The following is a 20,337-nucleotide window of genomic DNA, read 5'->3' as shown; positions in this document are numbered from 1 at the left end:
CTCGTTGGCTGCCAGATTGCACCGCCAGGGGCCTCATGTTTCGAGACGCGTCGCAAGGGCGACGCTCCTCACCATGATGAGATGGGCGGAGGCCGGAGCTGCACATTGATCATGCTCAGCGCCCTCGTCGGGAAGGACCAAGCGCCTGTTGAGGGTTTTCAAGCCCCGCGCTCCGGCACCTCCCCTCACCCTGAGGAGACCGCCGAAGGCGGTCGTCTCGAAGGGCGAGGCCCGGACCTCGGCCTCATGGTTCGAGACGCGCCTTCGGCGCTCCTCACCATGAGGAGCAATCCCCGCAAGCCGGAGCGGCTGGCAGACCATGCGGCAGGAGCGCACATCCCCGCTCCCCGCAGCCTCTTGTTAACCGCCGTTAACCGAACGCTAACCATACACCGGGCAAAAATTGCCCAGTGGGACTATGCGTGTCGTGGTTGGGTGCAGTTGACGGGGGAGAGCTTCCGTGGACGCCGGCGCGGTACCTCAGTTTCGAAACGGTGGCCCCGTGGCCGCCGCGCAGTCGTTTGGGGCCGGCAAACGCGGCCCGCGGGAAGGGGCGAAAGCCATGGTCGACGTCACGGCGGGTCAGGGGGCCGGATCCCCGGCCGGCGGATTCTCATTCAACGACCTCAAGACCATCATCTTGCGCGGCGACATCGCGCTGGCGCTCGGCATCCTCACCATCCTGGTGGTGCTGATCCTGCCGCTGCCCTCGCTGGTGCTCGACCTGTTCCTGGCGATCTCGATCACCTTGTCGATCCTGATCCTGATGACCGCCTTGTTCATCCAGGCGCCGCTGGAATTCTCGTCCTTCCCGACCATCCTGCTGATCTCGACGATGCTGCGGCTGTCGCTGAACCTGGCTTCGACCCGGCTGATCCTGTCGCGCGGCCATGAGGGCACCGATGCGGCCGGCCACGTCATCGAGGCATTCGGCAATTTCGTGATGGGCGGCAACTTCGTCATCGGCATCATCGTGTTTGCGATCCTGGTGACGGTGAACTTCGTCGTCATCACCAAGGGTTCGGGCCGCATCGCCGAAGTCGCGGCACGCTTCCATTTGGACTCCATGCCGGGCAAGCAGATGGCGATCGACGCCGACCTCTCCGCCGGCCTGATCGACGAGAAGGTCGCCAAGATCAGGCGCAAGGAGCTGGAGGACGAAAGCGGCTTCTTCGGCGCGATGGACGGTGCATCGAAATTCGTCAGAGGTGACGCGGTCGCGGGCCTCCTCGTCGTCTTCATCAACATCATCGGCGGCATCATCATCGGCGTCGCCCAGCAGGGCCTGGGCTTTGCCGAGGCGGCCCGCACCTACACCACCCTGACCGTCGGCGACGGTCTCGTCACCCAGGTGCCGGCGCTGATCGTCTCCACCGCGGCCGGCCTGCTCGTCTCGAAGGCCGGCGTGACCGGCGCCGCCGACAAGGCGCTGATCAAGCAGTTCTCCGGCTATCCGCAGGCGCTCGGCATGTCCGCCGCCGTCATGCTGGTGCTGGCGCTGCTGCCGGGCATTCCGACCATCCCCTTCCTCGCGCTCGGTGGCGGCGCTGCCGCGCTGGCGCTGAAGGCGCGCCGGCACAAGGAGGTGGCGAAGGCCGAGGAGGTCGCCGCAGCCGCCGCCGCGCCTACGGCAGCAGCCACGGCCGTCGCGGCCGAGGAGCCGATCTCCGCCGCGCTGAAGATCGACGACCTCAAGATCGAGCTGGGCTATGCGTTGCTGCCGCTGGTCAACGCGCCAGACGGCACAGATCGGCTGACCGACCAGATCAAGGCGCTCCGGCGGTCGCTGGCGATCGAGATGGGGTTTGTGATGCCGTCGGTGCGCATCCTCGACAACGTCCAGCTCGAGGCCAACACCTACATCATCAAGATCAAGGAGGTCGACGCCGGCTCCGGCAAGATCTGGCCGAGCCAGTTCATGGTCATGGACCCCGGCGGCAACCAGGTCGCGGTGCCCGGCATCCACACGACGGAGCCGACCTTCGGCCTGCCGGCCACCTGGGTCGATGCCGGATTGAAGGAAGAGGCGACGCTCAAGGGCTACACGGTGGTGGATGCGGCGACGGTGCTATCGACGCATCTGACCGAGCTGCTCAAGGCCAATATGAGCGACCTGCTCTCCTACGGCGAGGTGCAGAAGCTCTTGAAGGAGCTGCCGAAGGAGCAAGGCGAGCTGGTCAAGGACATCGTGCCGACGCAGATCACGATCTCCGGCCTGCAGCGCGTGCTGCAGCTGTTGTTGTCGGAGCGGATCTCGATCCGCGATCTCTCGACCATCCTCGAAGGCGTCGCCGACGCGCTCGCCTTCTCGCGCAACCCGGCGACGATCGTGGAGCACGTCCGCGCCCGACTCGCCCGCCAGATCTGCGCCCAGAATACCTCGCCGATGGGCTATCTGCCGCTGATCGCGCTGTCGCCGAAATGGGAGCAGGCGTTTGCGGAATCGCTGATCGGCCAGGGCGAGGACCGCAGCTTGGCGATGCAACCGTCGAAGCTGTCGGAGTTCATGACCGCGACCCGCGACGCCTTCGAGCGCGCCGCGCGCGAGGGCGAGTCGCCGGTGCTGGTGACGTCGGCGGCGATCCGTCCCTTCGTCCGCTCGCTGGTCGAGCGCTTCCGCGCCCAGACCACGGTGCTGTCGCAGGCCGAGATTCATCCGCGGGCGCGGCTGAAGACGGTCGGGAGCGTTTGAGACAGGAGGCGCGGAACCTGCGAGTCAGTCCCAAGTTGTTGAAGGCAGAACCGGTCCAACGGGCCGGTTTTGCCATTTTTCCAGGCAAAACCGCCTGTGCTTCACCGCCACAGGCAAACGATTTCTTAATTTTGCGTTAGCTGGCTGACTTTTCCGCCACACACCGAACTTTCAGGCAAGCCACTGTAATACAATGCGTTATTCATCTCGTATTCATCCGCAATCGCGCGGCATCACGCCTTATCACACGCTTGTGATGACCACTACGAAACAGAATCGAGGTTTCCTACGTTCTTGGATGCGAGACGATGAACCGGAACGCCGCCGGCTCACACGAATCAGCGAAGGACGGAAGACGGCAGGAGGCTTCCATGAACCACTCGATTTACAGCGCGGATCGGACGACCCACCTCAAGAGCGTGGTGGTTGCGCTCGTGGCTGGCATCGCGGTGGCCGGCTTCGGCATCTCCGCCCGTCTGAATGCGGAGCCGAACTACACGCAGACAGCCAAGGTCATCAAGGCCGGCAAGCCGGTCGCGGTGACAAGCTCGCAATCGTCACTGGTTCGCTGATTGGAATTTCAGGAATTCACGCGGTTCTCACAGCCCCCCAACTGGCCGCGTGGATATGTAGTAGACCCAACCCCAAGTCGACTACCGAAAACGCCCGCTCCCCACGGGCGTTTTCTTTTTGTCTTTTTGCTTCATTTGCCCGGCGGCACCGTCTCGATCAGCTTGCCCGTAAACACGATCGGCCCGGTCGCCTGCCCCGTCGGCGAGCCGCCCTCCGGCTCGACGGTGACGGCGTAGGTGGCGCGGTTGACGGTGTCGGCGTCGTAGGCGGAGAGAACGGGACGGCTGGTGAAGTCGCTGCCGCCGATCACGCCGAGCGAGCGCGGCTTCTGCAGCTTGTCGGAGACGAGCCACAGCTCGAAGCTCTTGCCCGGCTCCGGCGCGGCGCCGACGCGGCGCACGGTGTAGCTCTTGCTGCCGGCATCGACGGTGAGGATGAAGGCCGGCGAGGCCGCATCCTTCTGCAGCAGCGCGACGAGCTGCGCGGCGGGTTGCGGCGCGGCCGGCACCTTAACCTCGACGGTCTGGATGCGCGCCTTCGGCTGCAGCGGCTGCGGCAGCAGCTCCGGGCGATACAGCTGGACGCCAAGCAGCGCGAGCAGCACCGCGGCGACTGCGGTCATGACATTGGCGACGGTGCGCAACTGCCGAACCTTGGAGACGAGCTGAACGACATTGGCGTTGTCGTTCGCAACCTCCTGCGTTGCGGCGGGGCGACGGGGCGGCACGACCGGCGGCGCTTCGGCCGGCGTATCCTGGCGTGGAATCTCCACGGCGGCGTCAGCGCTCGGAGCTTCCGGCGGAAGTGCGTCGACGGCCGGAGCCTGTGCAACGACAGCCGGAGCTTCGGAGTCCGGTGGAATCACGGCTGCCGGAGCCTCAGCATCCGCTTCGGCCGGAGGCGGCGAAATGACCGCTGCCCTTGCGCCGGACCGCGCGATCTCGGCCTTGATCCGCTCCCACAATTCCGGGCGCGGCTCGACCAGCCCGACCATCTGGTTGAGCGGCCCGAGACGAAACTCCCAGGCCTGGACCAGCGCCGCGAACGCCTGGTCGACGGTCATCATGGTCTCGACCTGCGCGCGCTCGGCGGCGTCGAGCGTGCCCAACGCATACTCCGCCGCCAGCGCGATATGGTCTTCGCTATACGCCATCACAGGTCCAGGTCACGTCACCCAAAAGCTCGATCGTCCACGCTCAGTCCGAACCGCCCCTCATCCGATCCCGAGGCACTGGCGGATATCCATCATGCTCCGCCGCAGCCAGGTCTTCACCGTGTTCACCGGCGCCTCGAACTTGGTCGCCAATTGCTCGCGGCTCCAGCCGTTATAGTAGGCAAGAAGCACAAGCTTCTGCCGGTCGGGCTCGAGCCGGCCGACGCATTCCAGGAGACGCTTGAGCTCCTCCGACATCTCGCGCCGCGCCAGCGGATCGGGCGTCTCGGCCGCGACCTCGAGCGCAGAGGGCTCATCCTCCAAAGACAGCTCGCCGCGCTTGCGCACGAGGTCGATCGCGCGGTTGCGGGCGATCGCGGCCATCCAGGTAATGGGGGAAGACACCGCTGGATCGAACTGCGCCGCGTTATTCCAGACCTTCACATAGGTCTCCTGCACGACCTCCTCGGCGAGGTCCTGACGGTGCAAGATACGGAGCACGACGCCATAGAGTTTCGCGCGCGTCGCCGCATAGAGGCGCTCGAAGGCAGCCTCATCCCCCTTGGCGACCGCGGCAAGCAGCCAGACCAGCTCTGCCGGCGTCAGCATTCAGCGTCCCCGAAAATCGCCCCACTCCTTCACTCGACCCTGTCCTCCCGTAGCACATATCGCGCGCGGCGCTCCAGCCGGGCGGGCGCGACGAAAAACCCGGACCTCGCGGCCCGGGTTTTCGATGATTTCCGACCATGGCGGTCCGGCTCAGGCGATGACGCCGAGCCGGGCGCGCATCAGGCCGATACTGTCCATGTCCGCCTGCTCGCGGGCGCTCTCCTCGGCCTTTTCACGGGCCTGATCGCGCTCGTCGAGCAGCTCGACCTTCTTCATCTCCTCGAATGCCTCCGACAGCGCAGCCTTTGCATCCTCGAGCTGGGCGCGCAGCTCGTCGGCCGAGCGCGTCAGGTTCTCGCGGCGCTGGATCGCCGCCTTGGCATAGGTCGGATAGGCAAAATGGGTCGGGTCGTTGATCCCGGCCCGCTCCTGTTCGGTCTGGATCTCCCGCTCGAGCTCGGCCGACATGCGCTGGAAGTCAGCGATCATGCCCTCGATCTGCGTCACCCGGCGGCGTTTCTCATCCACCTGAAATTTCTTCAGACGGATCAGCGTTTCGCGCGACTTCATCGACTCATACTCCCCAGAAGTCCCGTAGACGGCGCGGGACAGGGCCGGCCGCCCTTACTGGGCTCGCCGACTAGGCTCGTGACATGGAGCGGATGATGTCCCGACAAAGTTAGCTTTCCGTTTCCAAGCGCCCCAGGATCTGTTCCAGCTCCAGATACCCTTGAGAAAGGGTACAGACCTCGTCCTTGCGCTGCCGCAGGAAGGCCTCCAGCGGCTCGTGCAGCTTGATCGCCTCGTCGACCTCCGGGCTGGAGCCGGCGCGATAGGCGCCGAGACGGATCAGCTCTTCCATGTCGGCGTAGGTCGCCATCACCTGCCGCGCCCGCATGATGGTCGGCAGAAACACCGGATCGGCCGATTTCGGCATCGTCCGCGACACCGACTTCAGGATGTTGATCGCCGGATAGCGACCGCGTTCGGCGATCGAACGCTGCATCACGACATGGCCGTCGAGAATGCCGCGCACCGCGTCCGCCACCGGCTCATTATGATCGTCACCGTCGACCAGCACCGTGAAGATGCCGGTGATGGTGCCGTCGCCGCTGCCGGGACCGGCGCGCTCGAGCAGCTTCGGCAGCTCTGTGAACACGGTCGGCGTGTAGCCCTTCGCGGTCGGCGGCTCGCCGGCCGACAGCCCGATCTCCCGCTGCGCCATCGCGAAGCGGGTCACGGAGTCCATCAGGCAGAGAACATCCTTACCCTCATCGCGAAAATATTCGGAGATTGCGAGCGTCAGATACGCCGCCTGCCGCCGCATCAGCGCCGGCTCGTCGGAGGTCGCGACGACGACGACGGAGCGTGCGAGACCCTCCTCGCCGAGATCGTCCTGCAGGAACTCCTGCACCTCGCGGCCGCGCTCGCCGATCAGCCCGATCACCGACACCGCGGCATCGACGTTGCGCGCCAGCATCGACAGCAGCACCGACTTGCCGACGCCGGAGCCCGCGAAGATGCCGAGCCGCTGGCCGCGGCAGCAGGTGAGAAACGTGTTCAGTGCTCGCACGCCGAGATCGAGCGGGAGACCTACGCGCTTGCGCGAATGCGCCGGCGGCGGATTGTTGCGATAGGGAACCGGTGCGGCGCCATTCGGCAGCGGGCCCTTGCCGTCGATCGGCTCGCCCATCGCGTTGACGACGCGGCCGAGCCAGGCTGGCGACGGCCGCACCTGATTGGCCGAGTTGGCAATGACCGCCCGGCAGCCGCGCCGCACGCCTTCGAGGCCCGCGAACGGCATCACCACCGCATTCTTACCGGAAAAGCCGATCACCTCGGCAGGAATGACCGAGCTGCCGGTCTCGATCACGAGGCGCGCGCCGACGGACATCGCGTGAATCGGCCCGGCGATCTCCACCATCAGCCCCTTCACGCCGACGACGCGGCCATAGGTGTTGACCGCGTCGATGTCGCTGATCTGCTCGGCAAGAGCTTTCATCACCAAAGCGCCTTCATTGCGAAAACCTTAAGTAGGGGCAGATTCGCTGCGCCGGTTTAACTCTGTGTTTACTCGCATCATTAATCATTGCGTCATGGTCTGGAGTGACTGACGTAGTGCGCTTTGCCGCCCCCCAAAAGCGGTGAGGAACGAGAGTCGGTTAGTTCCATCTCTTCACATGGAGCTTGAACGAGGACGGCTGAGAAAAACTGCTTCTTCGCAACACCTTACGGCGATTCGACAAAAATTGCACGGTTAGAGCTTGCGCAGCGGAATCAGGATTTGTTAACCATCTCTCGTCAGGATCCGAATCAGTTGTTCAAAGGCGTTTTGAGTGCCGCGATGGCGGCCGACCTGACGCCCGGAGCGGCGACTATGGGGAACTGGCATGCGCGTTTTGCTGATTGAGGATGACAGCGCCGTCGCGCAGTCGATCGAGCTGATGTTGAAGTCCGAGAGCTTCAACGTCTACACGACTGACCTCGGCGAAGAAGGCGTCGACCTCGGCAAGTTGTACGATTACGACATCATCCTTCTCGACCTCAATCTGCCCGACATGTCCGGTTACGACGTGCTCAAGCAGTTGCGTGTCTCCAAGATCAAGACTCCGATCCTGATCCTGTCCGGCCTCGCGGGCATCGAGGACAAGGTCAAGGGTCTCGGCTTCGGCGCCGACGACTACATGACCAAGCCGTTCCACAAGGACGAGCTGATCGCCCGCATCCACGCGATCGTCCGCCGCTCCAAGGGCCACGCCCAGTCGGTCATCCAGACCGGCGACCTCGTCGTCAACTTGGACACCAAGACGGTCGAAGTCGGCGGCCAGCGCGTGCACCTGACCGGCAAGGAATACCAGATGCTGGAGCTGCTCTCGCTCCGCAAGGGCACGACGCTGACCAAGGAGATGTTCCTCAATCATCTCTACGGCGGCATGGACGAGCCCGAGCTGAAGATCATCGACGTCTTTATCTGCAAGCTGCGCAAGAAGCTCGCCAACGCGTCCGAAGGCCGCAACTTCATCGAGACCGTCTGGGGCCGCGGCTACGTGCTGCGCGAGCCGCACGACCTCGACGAGCGCATCCCCGCCTGATCTTTCACTGGGTACTCCGGCAGGCCTCACGGCCCGCTCCTCCCAGACTGGGCCCCGCCGCGAATGGCGGGGTTTTTGTTTGTGGGGGGGTGAGCTGATCAGGGTTGGACACGAGCCCCCGTAAAGCGATAGGTGGACTCCCCTCCCCCTTGCGGGGAGGGGTCGGGGGTGGGGGTCTCAGGAAATAGTTTCCATGTGGGCCCCTTCGACGTAAGCCGATCAGCAAGCGATCTCACCGCCAACATGCCGCTTGTCAGTCCCTGCCCCAAACTGCCTCCTGAGCAAGAAACCCCCACCCCCAACCCCTCCCCGCAAGGGGGAGGGGAGCTCACCGCCATTGCCGCGCGGGCGTGGCTCAAACTGCCAAGCACTCCCTCACCTTCCCCACGCGTGGCGCAGTTGCATCTCACACATGAGCGCAATCGCGCTCATCGAGCTCGCCAAGAAACCGTCGTCACACACCCTCGCGATCTCGCGGCGCCCTGCGCCCGAGTGATGAGCCATTCTCACCGCCCTCTTCCGAACTGAGGGCGCAGGGAAGGCCGGGCGCTGGCCGCGCCCGTGGCCCGCCTGCTAGAGAAAAAAGCAGGCGGCAGTCACCACAGGTCTGGCCGAAACACCCGGCCCTCCCTGCGCGATGGCTTTACGACTTATACGCGATCTCCCTGGGGACCGGCTGTCTTGCCCCCATCACCCGCAGGCAGCGTCAACCGCAACGCCCACGCGCTTGGCCTCAGCACCGGGAGGCCAGGACCACGCGATTTCACCGTGCACCCGGGATCGTTCGTCGGCACGGCGAACCATGCTGCGACCCCAAGCGCCCATCGCATCCCACACCCGACGTCCGTGACGACCGCGAAGCATTCCCTCGTTGGGGCGAGACGGGGCGGAGTAAAGCACGTTTTCTGAGAAAGCGAAAGAGAAATTTTCGAGAAACAGAAATTCTCGAATTCGAGTCTGGTTGCGCTCAACCGAGCCTCTGCAACGCCGGACGAGAGCTTTCGCTACGCCACCGGTGCGCTCCCCTCCCCCTTGCGGGGAGGGGTCTGGGGTAGGGGTCCCCGGAAAAGGTCCACATGAAAGCCCCCCTATCTGACGCTGATCAGCAGGCGATCTCATGACCAAGACGCCGCTTGTCAGTCTCTGCCCCAAAATCCTCCCGAGCAAGAAACCCCCACCCCCGACCCCTCCCCGCAAGGGGGACGGGGGGGGCGCACCGCCATTGCCGCGCGAGTGTGGCTCGAACTGACAAGCACCCGCTCAGCTCCCACCGAGCGTTGCGCAGCAACATCTCACAGATGAGCCGGATCGCACGGATCAAGCTCCCTTCTTAGTGACCCTCTTCTTCGCGGCGCTTTTCTTAGTCGCCTTGGCCGCCTTCTTTGCAGGTCGCTTCGCCGCTTTTTTCGTGGTCTTTGCCTTTGACTTCTTCGCGGCCGCGCTTCGCTTCTGGGCGGTCTTCGTCGCCTTCTTGGCCACCTTCTTCTTGGTTGTTTTCTTCCGGTCGGCGGTCGTTTTAGCGGCGGCCGCTACTTTCTTCGTGGCATTCTTGGTGGGTTTGGCTGGTTTGGCCGATGAATCCGTCGGGTTGGTCTTCGCAGACGGTGTCTTCGTCGGCTTGTCAGCTCCGCCAGACTTCGCCGGCTTCTTCGGAGCCACCCCGCCGCTGCTGCTCTCGCCGCCGCTTGCGGCGACCCCACCTGCCGCCGACAGCCAGAACCGGAGCTCCGGCGACTTTTCCTCAGCGCCCTTGATGTAGCGGTCCTGCCAGGTGTCGTCGCCTTGCAGCGGCTTGCCGAAGATGTCGGGGTGCTGCTTCAGCAGAAAGCGCCAGGCGTAGTGGTCGTAGAGATCGAGGACATGACAGGCATAGGCCTCGCTGAGGCCGCGGTGGCCGCGGATGATCAGCATGTTCTCGTCATTGTTGTGCGAGGCGCGGAAGCCGAGATTGTGCGAGCCGGTGACGACGACACAATCGTCGCTGAACGGATCGATCACCACGATCTTGTTGTGGATGATGGCGAAGCCGTATTTGGCGAGCTCGGCCTCCCATTTTCCAAAGACGTCCGACGGACGAACTGCACCGGCAGGAACTGCACGAAAATCGGCAGGGTCTTCATCTTTCGGCTTCTCACCCCTCCGTTTCGGCGTGCCGCGCTCGCCGACCACCTTCACCTCGGGCGCGGCGTCGTCCGCTACCTCGTCGCCGCCGCTCTCCGAATGGCCGCCTGCATGCAGCGACTTCGAGAACTCGGTCGCACGCACCGGAGTTGTCAGCGCGCCGCGCACGAACAGATCGGGCTTCTTCGCCAGCAGCTCGCCGGCCTTGTTGAGAATGGAGTTGTTACCGGGATCGAAGGCGAGGAACAGCACGGCGTGCTTCGCCTTGTCCATCAGATCGAACACCCGGCCCATGTCGTTCGGCGTATCCGGATTTCTGCCGAGCTTGCCTTGCGTGTTCGGCGAGAACATCGGCTCGATGGTGACGCCATGGCCGAGATCGATCGGCGTCTTGATCGAGCTGGCGTTGTTGGCATGGGCGAAGTCGCGCAGGGTCTGCGACTGCAACGCCGACTTCTCGCCGTCGGCGGCATCGACATCGGCCTTCAGCGCGTTCCAATAGGACAGATAGCGCTCGGCAAGCTCGGGGCTTTCCACCACTAGCGCGTTGTTGGTCTGGGTGCACAGGCCGGTCGAGGTCCAGTTGGTCGAACCTGAGAGCACCGCCGCCGGCTTGCCGTTCTCGCTCAGCACCATGAACTTGTTGTGCGGGATGGAGCCCTTGCCGAGGATGCGGTCGATCACGGTGACACCGGCGGCCTTGAGGTTGGCGCGGTTCTCCGCGTCAGCGTCGTCGGAGTCCTTGCCCTGCTCGTTGCCGAGGATGACGATGCGGCTCTTCGGGTTCTGGTGCAGCTGCTTCTCGAGCCCCTTGGGATCGTTCAGCTCGTAGAGCGCGGCATGGATGGTGCCGCCGCCGGCATCAGCCCGCTTCAGGAGCGAGGTCAGGCCATCCTGCAGTTGCCCCATCAGGTGGATGCGGATCGGATCGGTGGGATCGAGGATGTGCGGCGCCAGCGCCGGCACGCTCGGCTTGTCGTTCAGCGCGCGGCTGAGCGCCTGGGTCGCGGTGATGCCACGGTTGAAATAGGCCTGGAACGGCGGCCGCTCGGGCGTCAGCGTGACCTGGTTGCTCTCCAGCGGCGCGACGCCTTCGAGCGGCGTCAACGTCTGGCCGGGCGTGCCGCCCATCGGCACAATGCGATATTTGTAGCTGCCGCCGCGCTTGGCATACAGGTCCTTCCACCAGAATTTCTGCACCGGAGCCTGGTCGGTGCCGAGCTTGTCGGCGGTCTGACCGGCAAAGCGGGCCAGCGCCGGCAGCACGGTGTCGGTGTTGGCGTTGACGTCGATCCGGTGGATGGCGAAGCCGAGACAGCCGTCGAGACGCCGATCGAAGGTCCAGGCGACGACGGCAATATCATTGTTGGAAAATGCAAGCGCGGGCATGGCAGCACTCCTTGTCTGACAAGAAGTATGTCGCGCAGTTGTAACGATGGTTCGACACATCCGGGACAAGAAAGCGAATGGCGGAGGTCGCGGCGGGCGAGTGCGGTGCAGCGGAGGGGGACGGTGAGCTAGTCGACGAAAGCCGGGCGTGGTGATGGCCTCAAGCCGTCGCCGCAGCGGCGGTGCACTCCCTCTCCCCGTTCTTACGGGGAGAGGGTCGGGGTAAGGGGCAGCGGCACGGGTGGTGTCAGTGAAAGGCTTTCCGCACTCATTCACGAACCACGACTGGACGTCATCATGAAGATGTCGCGTCACATTCCACGCCAGATGCATTCCGTTGGAGAGCTGCAACCCTGGTAACACCACCCGTGTGGCTGCCCCTCACCCCAGCCCTCTCCCCGTGAAGAACGGGGAGAGGGAGCGCACTGTCGTCGCGGCGTGATCTCGGCTCATCTCGTAGTACGATACGGTCGGTGCAACGAGAGACGGAAGAATGCCTGCCCTACGCAACCGCGCCAGGCTTGCCGCGCGTGACGTAGCGGCCGTCACCCTTGACGCCGACGAGCTGGCCATCGCGCACCACGAACTTGCCGCGCAGCATCGTGGCGACCGGCCAGCCTGATATCTCGATGCCTTCGTAGGGCGTGTAGTCGGAGCCGTGGTGCAAACCGGCCTGGCTGATCTTGGCGGTCTTCTTCGGGTCCCACAGCGCGATATCAGCATCGTAGCCGATGGCGATGGAGCCCTTGCCCTTCAGGCCGTAGGTCTTGGCATGGTTGGTCGCGGTGAAGGCGACGAACTGGTTGAGGGTGATGCGGCCCTTGCTGACGCCCTCGGAGAACAGGATCGGCAGGCGGGTCTCGACGCCGGGGATGCCGTTCGGGACCCAGCGGAAGCTGGTGCGGCCCTTCGGCGTCAGCTTGCCGGCCTCGTCGTCATAGCGGAACGGGCAGTGATCGCTGGAAAACAGCGAGAACACGCCCTGTTGCAGGCCCTCCCAGCACGCCTCCTGGCTCGCCTTGTCACGCGGCGGCGGCGAGCAGACATATTTGGCGCCTTCCATGTTGAGACCCTGCATGTCCTCTTCCGTCAGCACCAGATATTGCGGGCAGGTCTCGCCGTGGATCTTCAGCCCGCGCATCTGCGCGCGGCGGATCTCCTCCATCGCCTCGCGGTTGGAGACATGGACGATGACGATCGGCACGTCGATCAGCTCGGCCAGCGAGATCGCGCGGTGGGTCGCCTCGCGCTCGACCGGGATCGGGCGCGACTTGCCGTGATAGTAAGGCGCGATGTGGCCTGCGCGCTCCAGCCGGTCGGTGAGGAAGCGGATCGCATCGTAGTTCTCGGCATGGATCTGCACCAGCGCGCCCTGCTCGCGCGCGACCTGCAGCACGCCGAGGATCTCGTAGTCGTTGAGCGCCAGACCCTCATAGGTCATGAAGATCTTCAGCGACGAATAGCCGTCGGCGACCAGCGCCGGCAGCTCCTGGCCTAGCACCGCGTCAGTGGGATCGGCGATGATGAGGTGGAAGGAGTGGTCGACGTAGCAGGCCTTGTCGGCGAGCGCGTGATAATCCCTGAGCGCCGCGCGGAGCGGCTGGCCCTTCTCCTGCAGGCAGTAGGGCATCACGAAAGTGTTGCCGCCGAAAGCCGCGGCGCGCGTCGCGCTCTCGAAATCGTCGGCCATGACGATGCCGGGGCCGGAGGGCTGGCTGATGTGGACGTGGCTGTCGATGCCGCCAGGCAGCACCAGGAGGCCGGAGGCGTCGACGATCTCGTCGGCATCGGTGATGGCCTCGCCGATCGCGGCGATGCGGCCCCGCTTGATGGCCACATCGGCCTTATAGGTGTCGCTCGCGGTGGCGACGGTGCCGTTGCGGATGACGGTGTCGAAGGCAGCCATGTGACGCGCTCTCCCCAATCTCAAGCGAATTTCTGAAACAGCGATCCCCAGCCGCTGACGCCGGCGACATCGACGCCGGCCAGCTTCAGCGACTTCCATACCACGGTGGCGATGGTGTCGAGAATGAGAATGCCGGTCTCGAGCTCCAGCCGCGCCACCAGCGGCGCGGCGCGCATGTTGGTGCAGACGACAGCGATGGCATCCGGCTTCTCGCGCACGACCTCGCGGATCATGGTCTCGATCTCGGCCGGGGTCACCTCCGCGAAGGAGAAATTGTCCTGCAGATTGAGATGCCGGTCGCCGCGGCAAGTGATGCCGAGCTTGGCGTAATTGGAGATGATGCGAGCCTGCACGTCGTCACGATAGGGCGTGACGAGACCGAGCGATGTGGCCTTCGACATCGCCAGGATCTCGTTCAGCGCTAGCATCGAGGTGGTCGCAGGGATGCCGGTGGCCGCGGTGATCTGCTCGCAGAGCTTGACGTCAGCCTCGAAGCCGAGCCAGCCGGAGGACGTGCCGTTCCAGCCGATGACGTCGACCTTGGCATGCGCCAGCAGCTCGGCGGCGCGCAGAATGTTGCTGATGTCGAACTGCGCGAGCGCGTCGGTGGAGAGCGCGATCTCGGTGACCTTGAAGCGCGAGAAATGCGCTGACACGTTCGACAGGTCAGCCACCATCGCCGAGGTGATCGGCTCCAGCGCCGTGTTGGATGACGGCGTCAGCATGCCGAGAAGGGTGCGTTTGGTCATTGGTGAGTGAATCCCTTTGCCATAGCCAATTGCGGCCTATGGAGAAATACTTCAACAGCAGCCGCGGGCGAGCCGCCCGTGACTGCGCCCTCTCCCCTTGTGGGAGAGGGCATGTACGACCGTGCAGCGGACTCGGTTGGGTGAGGGGTCTGCCTCGGCAGATGAGATCGCGGAGAGAGACCCCTTACCCGGTTTCTTACTTCGTGAGATGAGCAACCGGGGACATAGGTGACAGATCTGACCGACGACATAGTTGACACAATTCTCGTTTTGTTCAGATCTTCAATTGTTGTGGTTTTTGCTGCGTTTGCCGCTGTGGACCCTGTGGGCAACGCGTAGCGTTGTCCACAAGTCCACGGCGCTTTCGCTTCGGCGGCCTGAGCAGGTGCTTCTTTGGATCGATGGTACCGAGCAGGACGGGTCCATAGCTCACAGTCCAGCCCGTCTCGGTTTCCAAGAGGCCGACCGGCTCACCCGCGAGCGCCTGGTTGATGTAGATCGTTTCGCCGCCCCACCTGATCTCGCCATTGTGGCGAACACGCCGGACATCCCTGTCCGCTTCGTATTCGGGTGAGCGCAGCACGCCATGATAGGCGCGCGGCGAGGGACGATAGCGCTCGGCTGGCGTTGCGTTGTCGAGAGCCTCGTGCGGCCGTTCTTCGTTGAAGATGCGCTGGAAGCTCTGAAAGCGCTTGATCTGCTCGCGCAACGTTCGGGCCGGCGGCTTCGCGGTGTCCTGCAACAACGTCAGGTGCATACGTTCGTGGCGGCCGTTCTGCTGCGGCTTGCCGGGCGTGATGCGCTCCGGTGTGACGCCGGCCTTGATCAGCTTCACCGATAGCCGCGACAACCCGCCCGCACCCTGTGATGCGAAGGGTGCGCCATTGTCCGATCGCATCCGCAGCGGCAGGCCAAATTCGCGGAATGCCGCATCCAGCACGGGCCAGACATGCTCACCGTCGGTACGCTGCAACGGCAGGCACCGCAGCAGACAGCGGCTCTCTGCGTCCGTCAGCGTGAGCGGTTCGCAACGGGTGCCATCCGCAGTCAGAAACCAGCCCTTAAAGTCGATGCACCAGACATCGTTGGCTTGCTCGCAATCGGCAAATGGAAAGCTCGAAGGAGGGCTGCGGCGACGAATCTTCCGCTTCACCGTGAGACCCTCGCGGTCAAACAGCGCTCCGATCGTGCTGGCCGCGGGCCATGTCGTGCTGGGCCGCTTCCGCTTGAGAAAGGCGCGTACCTTCGCTGGTCCCCAGGTCGGATGAGCCCGTCGGACTTCGAGGCAGAGCTCGGCGATCTTCCCCGAGATTGCTTGGGGGTGATGCAAAGGCGCTCGGGACCTGTCGAACAGACCCTCCAAACCCTCCTCCTGGTAGCGGTGCCACCACTTGTAGCCCTGCTGCCGGCTGATCCCGAACTCCCGACAGAGTGCCGCAAACGACTTCTCTCCCGCTTCAACTGCCAACACAAAACGCATCCGTTCGTCCACAGCGCAGGTTTCCTTCCAGCCCATCGGCAAGTCCTCCTGCCGATCACCTCAACCTGTCACCCATGTCGTCGGTTTGTTCTGTCACCTATGTAGCCGGTTTGGACCAGAAACCACCCTCTCCCGCAAGGGGAGAGGGTGCACCGACCGTGCCGCGAAGGCGGATGTCATGGATGATGCAGCGATCCGCCCCCGCGGCAAGAGCAGGCCCTGAATCTCTGCGCCATAGAGCCGGCCGCGGATCATGCCAGCGCCCTCTCCTGCTCCACCCTCTGCCCCCGCAACAGCGCAAGGATATGCCGCTTCAACGCATTGAACTGCGGTGAGGTGATATCCCGTGGCCGCGGCAGGTCGATCTTGATGATCTCGACGATCCGCCCGGGGCGTGCGCTCATCACGGCGACATGCGTGCCCAAGGTCAGCGCTTCGTCGATGCCATGCGTGACGAACACGATCGTGCCCTGATGCTGCTGCCAGATGCGCACCAGCTCGGTCTGCATGTCCATGCGGGTCTGCTCGTCGAGCGCGCCGAACGGCTCGTCCATCAGGATGACCTGCGGATTCATCAAAAGCGCCCGCGCAATGCCGACGCGCTGGTTCATGCCGCCGGATAGCTCGGACGGATAATGGTTCTCGAACCCGGTGAGGCCGACCATGTCGATGTAGACCTGCGCGCGGGCGCGGCGCTCCGCTTTCTGGCCACCGGAGAGCAGCAAATGAAAGGCGACGTTCTCCCACACCGGCAGCCACGGCATCAGATTGGCGTGCTGGAACACGACGCCGCGATCGGCGCCTGGGACGGTGACGGGCCGGCCGTCGATGCTGACGCTGCCAGCGCTCGGCTGCTCAAAGCCGGCGATCATGTTGAGAAGCGTCGACTTGCCGCAGCCGGAGGGGCCGAGCAGGCAGACGAACTCGTTGCGGGCGATGGAGAGGTTGATGTCCGCGAGCGCAGTGACGTCGGCGTTGCGCTTCTTGTCGGCAAAGATCTTCGAGACGCCGGAGATGTCGATGGTCGCCATTGTCACTCTCCGCCGCGCAAAGTGGTGTTGCGCTGCCAATGCAGCACGCGGGCCATCACCATGCGGATGGCGAGGTCGCTGCAGAAGCCGAGCAGGCCGATGCTCGCCATCGCCGCCAGCACCAGATCGTAACGCAGGAAGTAGTAGCTGTCCCACAGCACGTAGCCGAGGCCGCTCTTCACCGCGACCATCTCGGCGGTGACGGTGAGCATCCAGGCCGAGCCGATGCCGATGCGCAACCCTGCAAAGATGCTGGGCATTGCCGCGGGCACGACGATGTAGCGCAGCAGCTTGCGCTCGCTGCCGCCGACCATGGCGCCGGCCCGGATCAGGTTGCGGTCGCAGGTCTTCACGCCATGGATGGTGTTGAGCAGGATCGGGAAGAACGCGCCGAGAAACACCAGGAAGATCGCCGGCTTGTTGGCGATGCCGAACCAGATGATGGCGAGCGGGATCCACGACACCGGCGGGATCGGGCGCAGCATCTGCAAGGTCGGCTCGATCACGATCTCGGTCTTGCGCGACCAGCCGATGGCGACGCCGAGCGCGACGCCAAGAAGGGTGGCGATGGCGAAGCCAGCGGCGACGCGAGACAGGCTCGCCAGCATGTCGGCGAGCCAATGGCCGCTATAGGTCTGGGTGTTGCCGTCGGTGCCGATCAGCCAGTCCGCCCATGCCCACACCACCGTCGACGGCGCCGGCAGCAAGGCCGCCGGCAGCGCGCCGGAGCGGGAGAACGCTTCCCAGCCGGCGAGCACGAGCACGGGGACAATGGCGCGATCGAGCTTGCGCAAATGCGCGAGTGCAGAGGTCATTGGAAGGCCATAGGGCGCTGGACTGAGATTGATCGGGTGAACGCCGATGGTGGAGACGCCGAGACCGCCTGTGCCGTGACAGCAACCGCGGGCGAGCCGCCCATGACTGCGCCCTCTCCCCTTGTGGGAGAGGGCATGTACCAACGTGCAGCAAACTCGGTTGGGTGAGGGGTATGCCTCAACAGGGGAGATCGCGGAGAGAGACCCCTCACCCGGTTTCTCACTTCGTGAGAAACCACCCTCTCCCACAAGGGGAGAGGGTGCACCGTCTTCGCGGCTCGATCCTGCCTCATAGTAGCAATCATAGCTTCATCAGTACCCAAGCTCACTCTTCGGCTTGCCGGTCGCGGCTTCCAGGAAGCGGTAGTCGAGGTTCTTTTCGACGGCAGCCGTCACATCGGAGTTGATGTACTTCAGGTCGCGCATCATCGTGGCGATGGCGAGCGCGGAGGAGCGGTACATCTTCGGATCGGGATCGAGGTTCTCGACCGCGCCGGTGGCGATCGCCTTGTCGAGGCCGGTGATCTTGGAGATGACATCGATCAGCGCTGGCTTGTCGGCGGCGATGTGGGCGTCGACCTTCACCACCGCGCGCACCACGCCCTCCAGCGCTTTCGGGTTGGAAGCGATGACATCCGAGCGGGTCAGGATCAGATTGGTCAGCTTGCCGGCGGCCTGATCGTAGGGGAAGCCGAAGAACTTTGCCGCCTTGGCCTGCATGATCTGGGTGGCGAACGGCTCGACGGTGCAGATCAGCTCGACCTCGCCGCGGCGCAACGCCTGGAGATGGTCGGACGGATTAGGAATGTTGACGAACTGCACGTCCTTGTTGATGTCGATGCCCTGCTTGGCGAAGGCGCCGCGCATGTGAATATCCTGCGCATTGCCGCGCGAGGCCGCGACGCGGAACGGCTTGCCGTCCGCCTTGGACTTGGCGATCAGCGCCTTCAACGCGCCCCAGTCGCCCTGCGGGACATCGAGATCATTGGCGAGCAACATCGCCGAGCCGCCATTGACCTGGCCGGAGATGGCGACGACGTCAAAACCTTTGTCGAGCGCGATGGCGTAATGCAGATAGGTGACCTGCGCGACGTCGATGTTCTTCGACACCAGCGCGGTCAGCGCATCGGTGCCGGTGTTGAAGCCGACTGCATCGATGGCCACCCCTTCCGCGAATTGCGGCGTCAGCGACATCGGCGTGCAATGCGCGCATTTGGCGTAGCCGAGTTTGATCTTGGGTGCGTCGTCGGCGAAGCTGAGCGAGGGGAGCGCCAGCGCGAGCAGAGCGAGAATGGGCAGCACGAAACGGTTCACGGTCATCTCCGAGGCAGATCAATCGAGGGCTTTTCTCCCTATCAGCAAGCGACATGCCAATTGGATGCGATATGCAATCTTGATTTTATATTGTAATTTCAATATCTTTGTCGTCATCCATATTTAGTGACTTGCCTGATCTGCGGGCGCGCCGCCCGAAATTCAGGCAATCACGGGGGAGCCACAGCAGCTGTCATGACCACGGCATCCCGGCCCAAGCTCAAGACCCGCTTCAAGCCGGCGCGGCTGAAGCTGTCCTCCGAGCAGCCCACACGGCCGCTGGCGCGGCTGTCGCTGCATGATCAGCTCGTCGCCAAGCTGCGCGAGATGATTATCGACGGCGAGCTCGCCGCGGGCGCAGCCCTGCCGGAGCGGATGCTGTGCGAGACCTTCGGCGTGTCGCGCACGCCGCTGCGCGAGGCCTTCAAGATCCTCGCCGCCGAAGGTCTGATCGCGCTGCGTCCGCATCGCACGCCGGTGGTGACTCCCATCGATGCACGCGAGATCGCCGAGATCTTCGACGTGATGGTCGCGCTCGATGCCGCCGCCGGCCGCGCGGCGGCTGCGCGGGCCAGCGATGACGATGTCGCGAAGCTCGACGCGATGCATGCCGAGCTGGTGGCGCTGCATCGCGCCGCCGAGCGAGGCGCATACTTCCGGCTCAACCAGCAGATCCACGTAGAGATCACCAGGCTCGCCGGCAACAGCGTGCTGCTGAACATGTGGAGCACCTTGCACGCCAGCGTCTTCCGCGCCCGCGCGGTGGCCAATTACGATGCCAGCCGCTGGGACGAGTCGTTGCGCGAGCACGAGGCGTTCATGGCGCTGCTGCGCGCCCGCGACGGCCATGGCTTTGCGCAGGCGCTGAGCGCGCACACCCGCAAGACCGGCGAGTCCGTGCTGCGGATGCTGGATCAGGCCAAGCAGGCCGGCGCATAGACTTTCTTCACGTCGAACCGGTCAGACTGGCGCCGCGACAGAAGAGAGCTTTCCGCGTCGGGCCTGATCATGATCCTGCAATCCCTCGCCGGCCTGCCGGCCTTTCTGGTGTATTTCTGTACCGCGCTGGTCGCGGTGACGGTGTACCTGTTCATCTATACCCGCGTCACGCCCTACAACGAGTTCCAGCTGATCCGGGACAATCATCCCTCGGCCGCGATCGCGCTCGGCCTCAGCCTGCTCGGCTTCACCTTGCCGCTGGTCAGCGCCATTGCGCATTCCGCCAACGTGCTGGACTGCCTGATCTGGGCGCTGGTCGCTCTCATCGTGCAGGTGATCGTCTATTATCTCGTGCGCATCCCGGTGCCGGACCTCGCCAACCGCATCGTCGCAGGCGAATTGGCCTCGGCGATCTGGCTCGGGCTCGCCTCGCTCTCGGCCGGCGCGCTCAACGCCGCCTCGATGATCTACTGA

15 protein-coding genes and 1 pseudogene are annotated in these 20,337 nt (G+C 64.3%); 5 read left to right on the top strand and 11 right to left on the bottom strand.

Annotation, left to right across the window (positions count from 1 at the left end):
- Positions 1-562 precede the first annotated feature (562 nt).
- The gene (flhA, locus tag ACVILH_RS13525; protein WP_456713328.1) at positions 563-2,692 is read left to right on the top strand and encodes a flagellar biosynthesis protein FlhA; all 2,130 of its coding nucleotides are present in this window, start codon (positions 563-565) and stop codon (positions 2,690-2,692) included.
- A gap of 371 nt (positions 2,693-3,063) precedes the next feature.
- Positions 3,064-3,264: a hypothetical protein gene (locus ACVILH_RS13520; RefSeq protein WP_456713327.1), complete on the top strand. Its 201-nt coding sequence runs from the start codon at positions 3,064-3,066 to the stop codon at positions 3,262-3,264.
- 131 nt (positions 3,265-3,395) lie between these two features.
- Here ACVILH_RS13520 and ACVILH_RS13515 read toward each other — a convergent pair whose 3' ends face one another.
- The 4 genes from ACVILH_RS13515 to fliI form a co-directional block, all read right to left on the bottom strand.
- Complete coding sequence (locus ACVILH_RS13515) at positions 3,396-4,418, bottom strand: anti-sigma factor (RefSeq protein WP_456713326.1); 1,023 nt, start codon at positions 4,416-4,418, stop codon at positions 3,396-3,398.
- A 60-nt stretch (positions 4,419-4,478) separates the two neighbouring features.
- Positions 4,479-5,027 carry a sigma-70 family RNA polymerase sigma factor gene (locus ACVILH_RS13510; protein ID WP_172114569.1) on the bottom strand — a complete coding sequence of 183 codons (549 nt, stop codon included), beginning with the start codon at positions 5,025-5,027 and terminating at the stop codon, positions 4,479-4,481.
- A gap of 150 nt (positions 5,028-5,177) precedes the next feature.
- Entirely contained in the window at positions 5,178-5,597 is a 420-nt protein-coding gene (fliJ, locus tag ACVILH_RS13505; RefSeq protein ID WP_008960735.1) for a flagellar export protein FliJ, read from the bottom strand.
- A 109-nt stretch (positions 5,598-5,706) separates the two neighbouring features.
- Positions 5,707-7,029, bottom strand: coding sequence for a flagellar protein export ATPase FliI (gene fliI, locus ACVILH_RS13500; RefSeq protein ID WP_456713325.1), 1,323 nt, complete (start codon positions 7,027-7,029; stop codon positions 5,707-5,709).
- A gap of 388 nt (positions 7,030-7,417) precedes the next feature.
- Between fliI and ctrA the strand changes: the two genes are divergently transcribed.
- A complete protein-coding gene (ctrA, locus tag ACVILH_RS13495) occupies positions 7,418-8,119 on the top strand; it encodes a response regulator transcription factor CtrA (RefSeq protein WP_006614002.1) in 702 nt (233 codons plus the stop codon).
- Between the two features lie 1,317 nt (positions 8,120-9,436).
- Here ctrA and ACVILH_RS13490 read toward each other — a convergent pair.
- From ACVILH_RS13490 to ACVILH_RS13460, 7 genes and pseudogenes are all read right to left on the bottom strand, one after another.
- Positions 9,437-11,629, bottom strand: coding sequence for a phospholipase D-like domain-containing protein (locus ACVILH_RS13490; RefSeq protein WP_456713324.1), 2,193 nt, complete (start codon positions 11,627-11,629; stop codon positions 9,437-9,439).
- Positions 11,630-12,131: 502 nt separating this feature from the next.
- The gene (hydA, locus tag ACVILH_RS13485; RefSeq protein ID WP_456713323.1) at positions 12,132-13,535 is read right to left on the bottom strand and encodes a dihydropyrimidinase; all 1,404 of its coding nucleotides are present in this window, start codon (positions 13,533-13,535) and stop codon (positions 12,132-12,134) included.
- A 20-nt stretch (positions 13,536-13,555) separates the two neighbouring features.
- Complete coding sequence (locus ACVILH_RS13480; protein ID WP_456713322.1) at positions 13,556-14,284, bottom strand: maleate cis-trans isomerase family protein; 729 nt, start codon at positions 14,282-14,284, stop codon at positions 13,556-13,558.
- 358 nt (positions 14,285-14,642) lie between these two features.
- Positions 14,643-15,800: pseudogene (locus ACVILH_RS13475) on the bottom strand (helix-turn-helix domain-containing protein); the annotation flags it as partial.
- Between the two features lie 215 nt (positions 15,801-16,015).
- Positions 16,016-16,795, bottom strand: a complete 780-nt coding sequence (locus ACVILH_RS13470; RefSeq protein ID WP_456713321.1) for an ABC transporter ATP-binding protein — start codon at positions 16,793-16,795, stop codon at positions 16,016-16,018.
- Between the two features lie 2 nt (positions 16,796-16,797).
- A complete protein-coding gene (locus ACVILH_RS13465) occupies positions 16,798-17,610 on the bottom strand; it encodes an ABC transporter permease (protein ID WP_456713320.1) in 813 nt (270 codons plus the stop codon).
- Between the two features lie 312 nt (positions 17,611-17,922).
- Complete coding sequence (locus tag ACVILH_RS13460; RefSeq protein WP_456713319.1) at positions 17,923-18,930, bottom strand: ABC transporter substrate-binding protein; 1,008 nt, start codon at positions 18,928-18,930, stop codon at positions 17,923-17,925.
- Positions 18,931-19,119: 189 nt separating this feature from the next.
- On the opposite strand from ACVILH_RS13460, the gene ACVILH_RS13455 reads away from it, so the two are divergent.
- Both ACVILH_RS13455 and ACVILH_RS13450 read left to right on the top strand, forming a co-directional pair.
- The gene (locus ACVILH_RS13455) at positions 19,120-19,863 is read left to right on the top strand and encodes a GntR family transcriptional regulator (RefSeq protein ID WP_456713318.1); all 744 of its coding nucleotides are present in this window, start codon (positions 19,120-19,122) and stop codon (positions 19,861-19,863) included.
- A 69-nt stretch (positions 19,864-19,932) separates the two neighbouring features.
- Positions 19,933-20,337, top strand: coding sequence for a DUF350 domain-containing protein (locus tag ACVILH_RS13450; protein ID WP_456713317.1), 405 nt, complete (start codon positions 19,933-19,935; stop codon positions 20,335-20,337).

This window comes from Bradyrhizobium sp. USDA 4353 (assembly GCF_054063215.1).
The sequence above is the reverse complement of the archived record's forward strand: the minus strand, read 5'-3'. Positions and strand labels throughout refer to the sequence as shown.

What these genes read in the sequence shown, in the direction of transcription:
- flhA (WP_456713328.1), top strand. Translation starts at nt 563, where the DNA reads ATGGTCGACGTCACGGCGGGTCAGGGGGCCGGATCCCCGGCCGGCGGA.
- ACVILH_RS13520 (WP_456713327.1), top strand. Translation starts at nt 3,064, where the DNA reads ATGAACCACTCGATTTACAGCGCGGATCGGACGACCCACCTCAAGAGC.
- ACVILH_RS13515 (WP_456713326.1), bottom strand. Translation starts at nt 4,418, where the DNA reads ATGGCGTATAGCGAAGACCATATCGCGCTGGCGGCGGAGTATGCGTTG.
- ACVILH_RS13510 (WP_172114569.1), bottom strand. Translation starts at nt 5,027, where the DNA reads ATGCTGACGCCGGCAGAGCTGGTCTGGCTGCTTGCCGCGGTCGCCAAG.
- fliJ (WP_008960735.1), bottom strand. Translation starts at nt 5,597, where the DNA reads ATGAAGTCGCGCGAAACGCTGATCCGTCTGAAGAAATTTCAGGTGGAT.
- fliI (WP_456713325.1), bottom strand. Translation starts at nt 7,029, where the DNA reads ATGAAAGCTCTTGCCGAGCAGATCAGCGACATCGACGCGGTCAACACC.
- ctrA (WP_006614002.1), top strand. Translation starts at nt 7,418, where the DNA reads ATGCGCGTTTTGCTGATTGAGGATGACAGCGCCGTCGCGCAGTCGATC.
- ACVILH_RS13490 (WP_456713324.1), bottom strand. Translation starts at nt 11,629, where the DNA reads ATGCCCGCGCTTGCATTTTCCAACAATGATATTGCCGTCGTCGCCTGG.
- hydA (WP_456713323.1), bottom strand. Translation starts at nt 13,535, where the DNA reads ATGGCTGCCTTCGACACCGTCATCCGCAACGGCACCGTCGCCACCGCG.
- ACVILH_RS13480 (WP_456713322.1), bottom strand. Translation starts at nt 14,284, where the DNA reads ATGACCAAACGCACCCTTCTCGGCATGCTGACGCCGTCATCCAACACG.
- ACVILH_RS13470 (WP_456713321.1), bottom strand. Translation starts at nt 16,795, where the DNA reads ATGGCGACCATCGACATCTCCGGCGTCTCGAAGATCTTTGCCGACAAG.
- ACVILH_RS13465 (WP_456713320.1), bottom strand. Translation starts at nt 17,610, where the DNA reads ATGACCTCTGCACTCGCGCATTTGCGCAAGCTCGATCGCGCCATTGTC.
- ACVILH_RS13460 (WP_456713319.1), bottom strand. Translation starts at nt 18,930, where the DNA reads ATGACCGTGAACCGTTTCGTGCTGCCCATTCTCGCTCTGCTCGCGCTG.
- ACVILH_RS13455 (WP_456713318.1), top strand. Translation starts at nt 19,120, where the DNA reads ATGACCACGGCATCCCGGCCCAAGCTCAAGACCCGCTTCAAGCCGGCG.
- ACVILH_RS13450 (WP_456713317.1), top strand. Translation starts at nt 19,933, where the DNA reads ATGATCCTGCAATCCCTCGCCGGCCTGCCGGCCTTTCTGGTGTATTTC.